This window comes from Phocaeicola sp. (genome assembly GCF_057861905.1).
Window position 1 is genome coordinate 95344 of record NZ_DBMACV010000002.1, and the last position, 9243, is coordinate 104586.

A 9243-nucleotide genomic window follows, 5' to 3' on the forward strand; every position below is an offset into this window, starting at 1 on the left:
AAAACGGGAAATGGTATAAAAATAACAATTCTCTCCATCCATCATTGGGAAAGCATGTCTTCATACCATAAAGGAGAACTCAACACCGTACAGCCAGGCAGAATGCAGCTGAGTTTTTTCAGCCGGACAACCCTGTGCTGCCGGAAAACGATACTCCGACAACACAGGGAATGCTTATTTGCTACACTTGAACTTAAAACGGAACTCGTATGCCCGCCATCAGTCCGATGCTCTTGAAACTCAGCTTATACGGATCGTGCATCTCCTCTTCGGTGGTTGCACCTTGCGATTCCACCTTGCTCTTCTTGATATCAGTCGTTCCAAAGCAACCGATATTGGCAAACACATCCAAATGAGACAACACACGGTAAGAAACACCGCAATTTATATTTACTCCCCAAGAGTGTGCCGTCACCTTATATTCCGTTTCGTCCTGCCAACCTTTATTGGTATACCACAGATAACCGCCTCCGTAACTGACAGACAAGATACAGCGGTCGGATATATCACAACTAAATTTCATCTGGGGACCCACGTAGTTAACCTGAATATCTTCGGATACCAGTGCAGGACCTACCGAATAATTGCCAGAAGTAGAGAAGTTGGTGTACAAGGCTCCTATACCAAACCTTTTGGAAAACTTGTAAAAGGCATCCACACTGCCCTGAATGCCTCCATCATAATTACCCCGATAATGCAATCCGTACGGAGATAGATTCGAATTGAGCAACCAGCCATAACCTATTCCTGCGGAAACTTCTACCTTTTCAGCGTGGGATGATTCAACTTGGGCATGCAAGGAGCATGCAAGAAAAGTAAACAGAACTACTAGATAAACGTTTTTCATATACATAATGATTTATTCAACACACCAGAACAATAATCACACTAATAAAGACATTTCCCCAAATTATCAGATGTGACAATCCAACAAAACTAAGCCCCCCTTAGTAAACACGCTTCAAGTCAAGCTGCTTGAAGTTTTTATCATCCGAAATGTCAGTTCTTATCTGTAATTGGTCCTGAGAAAAATACAATATCCACCAGTTTTTAGTTAAAGAGTAGTCACTACCAGGAGCACGCTCTTCATCGTAAATGCTCATAATTTTTGACTCATAACTGTACTGAAAAGCAGAGATATGACCATTTATGGTATATGTGCCATCTCCTTTATCATAAAAGACTATCTTAATTCCGGACGATCTTTCTACTTCTCCGTCAGACATTTCTGTCAATGTCCCTTCCCAGTATGTTTGTTCAATATGTCCGTCGAATACCTCCCAAGTAGGAACTGCATCAGTTTCATCGTTACATGACGACAAGGTGAACAACAGGAACATACATAACAGACTGCTTAAAAAATGAATTGTTTGGGTTCGCATAATACTCTCTAAATTTTTAATGGTTAACTGAATATACATCAAATCTTCGATTTTTGTATTACAAATGTAGAACAAAATCAAGCATCATACAAGGAAAAGAGGGTGACAAGAGGTAGACATTAATAAAGAATCAATGTATTGATAATCAAAACAATAAAATAATTTTTCAAAGAAAAAGGTAGACACAATGAAAAGAACGAGTGAACATGCCGCTTTTTAAGGTATATTTTAAGCAGTTTTCAAGCAATTCACTGATAAAACAATCAAATTATTTATATTTGTAATAGTCTTACAAACATTCAGTATGAAAAATAAAACACTCATCATCATTGTCATCATAACAGCAACCGCAGCCGCCCTTTCACTCGGCATTTACCAGAAAAGGACACACCAAATAAATGCTTCACTGCTGCAGATTGAGCAACTGATGCATGAAAGACCCGACAGTGCCTGGAAGATACTACAACACATGCCACCCATTTCGCAGGTACGTAAAGAGGAACAGGCACTCCATGCACTGCTATTCACACAGGCACAATATAAAAACTACATTCCGGTGAAAAGCGATTCACTGCTCCAGATAGCGGAAGCATACTACCGGACAAGCAGCGACTCCCTGCACAAGGCATGGACACTTTTCTATCTGGCACAGTATTACAGGGATTCGGATGAAAAGGAAAAAGCACTCTCGTATTTTCAGCAGGCGAATATAGCAAGCCGGAATATAGAAAACAATCAATTCAAGTTCCTGCTCAATTTGCACTGGGCTAATTTACTAAGCGATGAAGATGCTGAGAATAAAGGAATCGAAAAATATCAAACGGCAAATAAATATGCTATTTTACTGAAAGATACTTTAAAACAAATTGATTTATTCGAAAGATGGGGATGGTGCTATCTATTAAATGGGAAATATAACCAAGCTGATAGCCTTTTTAAAGAAGCTATGTCACTCTCTATGAAAACAGAAATAAAATTTTTAGAAAAAAATCTGTTAGCTCAATTAGCCACTACTGCCTATTTAAAAAAGGAATATTTTCTTGCTCTAAACTTAATAAACCGTAGCATTTCACTTGAGAAAGATTCTACTGAATTGTATCCTTTATGGGCAAATAAAGCGAATATCTTTTTAAGCATGAACCAATATGATTCAGTACGTACCTATTTACAAAAAGACATTAGAAATTCTACACTTTATCAAAAAGCAGGAAAACAAAAAATATGGTATCAGTACGAAGAAAAAATGAATAACCTTCCCAAAGCGCTGGAATACAGCAAGCGGTATGCCGAACTGCTGGATACCATTTATCAAAAAGAACTATCCTCTAAAATAATAGAACTCCAACACAAATACGACTATTCCTTGATCCAGAGTGAAAACAAGCTGCTGAAAATCAAACGGCAAAGACTGTATATATCACTGACAGCCATCTGCATGGCGGTATTGACCGTAGCTGTCATATTCTTCTATAAACGCAGGGAAGAGAAACGCAAACTGGCAGAACAGATGCGATCAAAAGACGACCTGATGAAGGAAATGAGGCTGCAACTGCAAGAAAAGACCATCGACCTGCATGCTGCACAGGAAAAAATCATCGAAAAGGAAACAGCTCTGGACAAAGAACTTTCACAAAGGGAAAAGATGAGAAGCGAATACTCTTCAAAGGAGGCTGCCATGAGAAAGGAAATCCTGCGCCACAGCGAAATCATCAGAAAAATGGAACAGCTCAATAAAATGAGCCAGCAGGATAAAATACAAAGCCGGTCGGTAGTGCTCTCCGACGAGGAACAGGACAATCTGGCGGAAGTTATAAACATCTGCTACAACAACTTTACCGACCGGCTTTGGAAAAAGTTCCCGACACTGACAAAGGCGGACATCTCGCTTTGCTGCCTTATCAAAATCGGTATCTCAAACAGCAACATGCTTTACCTGCTCGACACCAGCAAGGTCGCCTTGAAGAAACGGAAAAACCGCCTCAAACACGACAAGATGGGTATGGACGAAAACGATTCCCTGGATGAGTTTATCATGGAATTCTGACAAGCATTATGCTCACTCTTTCACCCATACATGTTCTATCTCTACGACATACATTTTATGGAATCCGCCATGTCCTTCACCGTACCAGCGGCTTACCAGTGAGGCATCGATAAACTGCTCGGGCTTTATCATATCGGCATACAGTTTTCTGCATTCCAGGATCATACGTGCCTGCTCGTAGGCAATGTTTCCTTCGGGAGTGGCAAAAGGTTTCAGTCCGGTAGCCGCTACCTTATCAATGTCGCGCCCAGATTTGGAACCACAGATTTTATGTATATCTTTATGCTCTTCGCCCAGGAAAGACAGGGTAAGCGTTTCTCCCTCTTCAATAAACTGGTAGGTATAACGCTCGGGACGGATGAAAATAAAGGCTACGGGCTTTGCCCACAAAACACCGGTTCCGCCCCAGCTTGCCGTCATCATGTTAAACTTTTCCTGTGTTCCGGCCGTTACCAGCATCCATTCCTTACTGATAGCGTCGAACATGTTATCTTTCAGTTCCGATACATTTATTTCTTTCATACATGCATATATTTAATGGTTCATCAAGGCAAAACTACTAAAATTATCGGTACCCTGAGAAAAACGCTTTCAGAAGTCACTGAAAATTTGTACAAACGTTTATATTTTTTGTACAAAAAATAAAAAAACGTCAGCACGAATCAGACAGGCTCTCTGCATCTTCCTGCCCGAACTTCCTCTTTTCCCTGTTTCTTTTTTTTGATATTTCATGAAACTCCTGAACGAAAGGAGTATACAAAAACCATTTCTTAAATAGCAAAACTGTATTAAAATTCAGAAAAAATAAACTATCTTTACCACCGATTGGTTCCGGAAGGTTGGTTCGACCCGACGGATTAAAAGGGAATCGGGTGAAAGTCCCGAACAGTCCCGCTGCTGTGAAGCTCATCAAGCACGTTGACAATTACTCATTGCCACTGGATAAAACCGGGAAGGTGTCAAAGCGTGTGAGTCAGTCAGAAGACCTGCCATCGTTTTTATTAATTAACCGAACTCGTGGGATAGGACGGTTGAACGTTTTACATAATGCTTAATAGACTTCACTATGCGGTAATGTTTACCCTGCTGGTGTGGGGTATAAACATTTGTGTACCGGTACATGCACAAAACAAGTTGGACAGCCTTCAACATCTGAACGAGGTTGTTGTGACGGCGCGTGCCGTACAGAAAGAGATTTTTCCGGTACAGGAATTATCGGGCAAGCAGCTCCATCAGCTCAGCTCGCACAACGTGGCCGATGCCTTGCGCTATTTTTCCGGCATACAGATCAAGGACTACGGAGGAGTAGGGGGACTGAAAACGGTGAATATCCGGAGTATGGGAACCAACCATGTAGGTGTGTTCTACGACGGCATCGAGCTGGGAAACGCACAAAACGGTACGGTCGATCTGGGAAGATTCTCGCTCGACAACATAGAGTCTGTCACGCTGTACAACGGACAGAAGAGTGCCATTTTCCAGCCGGCAAAGGATTTCGGCTCGTCGGGCTCCATCTATTTGCAGACACGGACGCCTCAGTTCGAGGAAGGAAAGAAGTATAACGTAAGGGCTTCGTTCAAGACGGGTTCGTTTGGTGTGGCAAATCCTTCCGTTTTGTGGGAGCAAAAGCTCGGACAACGAATCAGCAGTTCGTTCAGTGCCGAGTATCTTCACTCGTCGGGAAAATACAAGTTTACTTACCGCATGCAGGAGGGATATGATACGACGGCGGTGCGGCAGAACGGCGACCTGAATGCCTTGCGTGTGGAAGGAGGGCTGTTCGGACAGCTCAAGCAGGGATACTGGAAGGCGAAGGCTTACCTGTACAACTCGGAACGTGGATATCCGGGGGCAATCGTCCGCAACAAGTTCTCGCACGAGGATCGCCAGTGGGATACGAACTTCTTTACTCAGGGTACATTCAAGAAGGACTTTACACAGTGGTACAGCCTGCTTGCCAATGCGAAATATGCATACGACTACCTGCATTACCTGGCCGATCCTAACAAAGACGAGTCGCTGATGTATGTCAACAACCATTATTACCAGCAGGAAGTATACACATCGGTAGCCAACCGATTTAATCTGTTTTCGTGGTGGGAGGCAAGCTTTTCGGCAGATTATCAGTTTAACCTGCTGAATGCCGACTTGCGCGACTTTGTTTATCCGCGCCGGCATACGCTGCTGGCATCCATCGCTACGGCCATGCGCTTCAAGCAGGTGGAACTTCAGGCAAGTCTGCTCGAAACGTTTGTACACGATACGAGCTCGGGCACGCCTGCTCCCGACAAGCAGAAGCTTACTCCTTCGTTTTTCGTGTCGTGGAGGCCTTTTCCGCAAAGTGGCCTTAACCTGAGAGGTTTCTATAAACGGATCTTCCGGATGCCTACGCTGAACGACCTGTATTATACGTTTGTAGGGAATATCAACCTGGAACCTGAGTTCACTACGCAGTACGACTTAGGATTTACGTACAACCGTACCTTCAACAATACGTGGCTGCGCTCGCTGGAAGTACAAACGGATGTGTACTACAACGAGGTGGAGAATAAAATCGTGGCCACTCCTACGTCGAATTTCTTCCGCTGGACGATGGTCAATCTGGGAAATGTGGAAATCAGAGGGGTGGACGTGGCGCTTCAGACCGGCTGGAAGATCGGACGTGACCTGACGGTAATCAACCGAATCAATTATACGTACCAGCGGGCACAGGACTTTACCGACCCCAAAAGTGAGTTTTACGGAGGACAGATTCCGTACATCCCCTGGCACAGCGGTTCGGCCGTGGTGAACCTGCAATGGCGCTCATGGGAGGCTAATTACAGCTTTATCTATACCGGAGAACGTTATTCTTCGCAGGCCAATATCCCTTATAATTACCAGTTGCCGTGGTATACCAGCGACTTTTCGGTTTCCAAAGGACTAAAAGTGTGGAAGGGGGACCTGAAGCTGACGCTGGAAGTAAACAATTTATTGAACCAGCAGTACGAGGTGGTAGCCTGCTATCCGATGCCCGGTACCAACTTCAAGCTGATTGCCCAATATAACTTTTAATCATTCGGACCATGAACAGATATTATTTTTACCTGACAGCCTGCCTGATTTTGTGCTTCCTGAGCGGATGCCGTCAGGAACTTCCGATGATTCGTTCGGAAGTGGAATATGTCACCCTGCCTTCGGACCCGCAGTCTGTCGAGGGATTCTTTCTCGTCAATGAGGGGAATATGGGAAGCAACAAGTGTACGATCGATCATTTTGACGCACGTACAGGAAGCTATTTCCGCAACATTTATCCGGAACGGAACCCCAATGTAGTGAAGGAGCTTGGAGATGTGGGCAACGACATCGGCATTTACGGCAACCGGTTGTATGTGGTAGTAAACTGTTCCAACTTTGTGGAGGTGATGAATGTGCACACGGCAGAGCATATCGGCAGCGTGAGTATTCCCAACTGCCGCTACATTGTTTTCAACAGCGACAAGGCGTATGTCAGTTCGTACGCCGGTCCGGTACAGATTGACCCGAACGCGCGTCCGGGAAAGGTAGTGGAAATCGATCTTGAAACGCTCCAGATCACGCGGGAGGTGGTAGTAGGTTATCAACCGGAGGAAATGGTTATCAACAACGGACGACTGTATGTGGCCAATTCCGGCGGGTATCGTTTTCCCAATTACGACCGTACCGTTTCGGTAGTCGACCTCCAGTCGTTTCAGGTAGTCAATACGATTGATGTGGCCATCAACCTGCACCGTATGGAAATGGATAAGCAGGGACGCATTTATGTCAGTTCGCGCGGAGACTATTACGGTATCGGCTCCGACATTTATGTCGTCGACTCCCACACGGAAAAAGTAACCGGCAGACTGGGTATTGCCGCCAGTGAAATGTGCATGGACGAGAATCTGCTGTATACCATCAGTACCGAATGGAACTACAATACGGGAAAGAATCAGGTTTCGTACGCCGTTTACGATACGGAGAAGCAGGAAATTATTTCACACAACTTCATAACCGACGGAACGGAAAAGGAAATCACATTACCTTACGGAATTGCCGTTAATCCGGAAACCAAGGAAATATATGTATGCGACGCCACAAACTATGTCACTCCGGGGTATTTATACTGTTTTTCACCGGCAGGCAAGCTCCAGTGGAAAGTCCGTACCGGCGATATTCCCGCGCATATTGCCTTTTCGACAGAAAGATTTTATTAACCAATACTTAAACCGTTTCAAAAAATGAAAAAGTTCACATTACATCAGGTTCAACTGACGGGCGCCTTGCTTGTCGCACTGGCTGCCGGTGGCTTCACATCGTGCAGCAGTGACAAAAACGAACCGGAAATGCCTGTTACCACAGGCGAAAAAACGCCTTACGTGACGCGTGTCCTCGACTACCGTCCGGCTGTAGGGCAGTTTACCAATCAGCTCCCCGAATATAAGGAAGGAGATACGCAGGAAGATATGAACCGTAAGGCACTGGAAGCTATCGGAAATAATAAAATGGGAATGGTTTCGCTGGGAGGTTTCGGCGGATACATCGTGGTGTGCTTCGACCATACCATCGAAAACAAGGCCGGACTGTGTGACTTCCGTGTACTGGGTAATGCGTTTTATGCCAACGGGGCATCGGAATACGGAAGCTGTGAACCCGGTGTCATTCAGGTATGCTACGACGAAAACCGCAACGGGCTGCCTGACGACGGATGGTACGAAATAGCCGGAAGCTCTTATCCCGACGGAAAGGAAGCGTGGCTTGACCTGTCGGCTCAGGCTGGCAACGATACGAAAACCGTACTGAACTATGAAATAACCTATTACCGTCCCTCAAAGGAACCGGGAGCGCCTACCGAACAGTATATCCGCTGGGAAGACAATCAGGGAGGAAGCGGCTACAAGGCGATGAATGCTACTCACTTGCAATCTTATTTTCCACAATGGGTGAAAGAGGATAAAATAACATTTACGGGGACACGCCTTCCTCAGAACGGAATAGACCAGAGTGGAAAGGGTACGTATTTCGCTCTTTACCGCTTTGCCTACGGCTATGCAGACAATGAACTGAACGATAAGGATGCATCGGCTGTCGATATTGACTGGGCTGTCGACTCCCAAGGTAAGGCAGCCAATCTGCCCGGAATAGATTTCGTCCGTATTCATACAGGAGTAAATCAGGAAAACGGATGGCTGGGCGAATGCTCTACAGAAGTCATGGGAGTGGTCGACTTGCATCTGACCAATGTTACCATAGAAAGCAAAAACATCAAAAACAAATAATCAACCTACTAAAAACTTTTAAGAAATGAAAAAGACCGAATTTATGAAGGCACACTTCCTCTGGGGGCTACTTCTGCTCACTATCAGTCTGTTTGCAGGCAGCTGTAGCAATGATAATAAAGAAACCGTTGCACCGGCTCCGGAATTTGAACTGGTAACTGAAATAGATGCAACGAATCCTGTTTTTATCTCGCCCGACAAAAATTTCATAATCGAATATAATGCGAAAAACATCAAGTCGGTTGCAACGAACACGCTGCCGGAAGGATGGACTGCCGAAATAGACGAAAGCGGATCATGTATCAACGTAAAAGCAGCGGCCAGCGCTACTTCGAAGGTAAAACTGACGATTACTGCCACAGGAGAAGATACGCAGAAGGTTTCGAAAGAAGTAACTCTTTGCTGTCTGAACTTCTTCGACGACGTGAACGGTACTTTCGTATTACGTGAGTTCGGGATAAGAAAGTATCTTTAAAAGTTGGTAATCACCGAATTATTTTGTATATTTAAGTCTGACAAACAATTAATTACAAATTAACAA

General features: G+C 44.6%; 8 protein-coding genes and 1 riboswitch. Of the genes, 5 read left to right on the top strand and 3 right to left on the bottom strand.

Translation table 11 applies throughout. The annotated features are described in order from the left end of the window. Window positions 1-193: 193 nt before the first annotated feature. Window positions 194-847 carry a porin family protein gene (locus tag ACZM60_RS00925; protein ID WP_204482394.1) on the bottom strand — a complete coding sequence of 218 codons (654 nt, stop codon included), beginning with the start codon at window positions 845-847 and terminating at the stop codon, window positions 194-196. Window positions 848-947: 100 nt separating this feature from the next. Continuing rightward, window positions 948-1382, bottom strand: a complete 435-nt coding sequence (locus ACZM60_RS00930; protein WP_455759162.1) for a hypothetical protein — start codon at window positions 1380-1382, stop codon at window positions 948-950. Between the two features lie 304 nt (window positions 1383-1686). Here ACZM60_RS00930 and ACZM60_RS00935 point away from each other — a divergent pair, with 304 nt between their 5' ends. Next, entirely contained in the window at window positions 1687-3426 is a 1740-nt protein-coding gene (locus ACZM60_RS00935; RefSeq protein ID WP_489520560.1) for a hypothetical protein, read from the top strand. Between the two features lie 12 nt (window positions 3427-3438). Here the strand turns inward: ACZM60_RS00935 and ACZM60_RS00940 are convergent, their stop codons facing one another. Beyond that, window positions 3439-3948 (bottom strand): flavin reductase family protein, encoded by a 510-nt coding sequence (locus tag ACZM60_RS00940; RefSeq protein WP_489520561.1) that lies wholly within the window; start codon window positions 3946-3948, stop codon window positions 3439-3441. A 286-nt stretch (window positions 3949-4234) separates the two neighbouring features. Next, window positions 4235-4434: riboswitch (cobalamin riboswitch) on the top strand. Window positions 4435-4500: 66 nt separating this feature from the next. Here ACZM60_RS00940 and ACZM60_RS00945 point away from each other — a divergent pair. From ACZM60_RS00945 to ACZM60_RS00960, 4 genes are read left to right on the top strand one after another with little or no spacing between them, the layout of a single operon-like run. Continuing rightward, window positions 4501-6480 (top strand): TonB-dependent receptor, encoded by a 1980-nt coding sequence (locus tag ACZM60_RS00945; protein ID WP_489520568.1) that lies wholly within the window; start codon window positions 4501-4503, stop codon window positions 6478-6480. Between the two features lie 11 nt (window positions 6481-6491). Next, a complete protein-coding gene (locus tag ACZM60_RS00950; RefSeq protein WP_489520562.1) occupies window positions 6492-7640 on the top strand; it encodes a YncE family protein in 1149 nt (382 codons plus the stop codon). Between the two features lie 24 nt (window positions 7641-7664). Next, entirely contained in the window at window positions 7665-8702 is a 1038-nt protein-coding gene (locus ACZM60_RS00955) for a PKD domain-containing protein (RefSeq protein ID WP_489520563.1), read from the top strand. 25 nt (window positions 8703-8727) lie between these two features. Continuing rightward, window positions 8728-9177, top strand: coding sequence for a hypothetical protein (locus ACZM60_RS00960; protein WP_489520564.1), 450 nt, complete (start codon window positions 8728-8730; stop codon window positions 9175-9177). Window positions 9178-9243 lie beyond the last annotated feature (66 nt).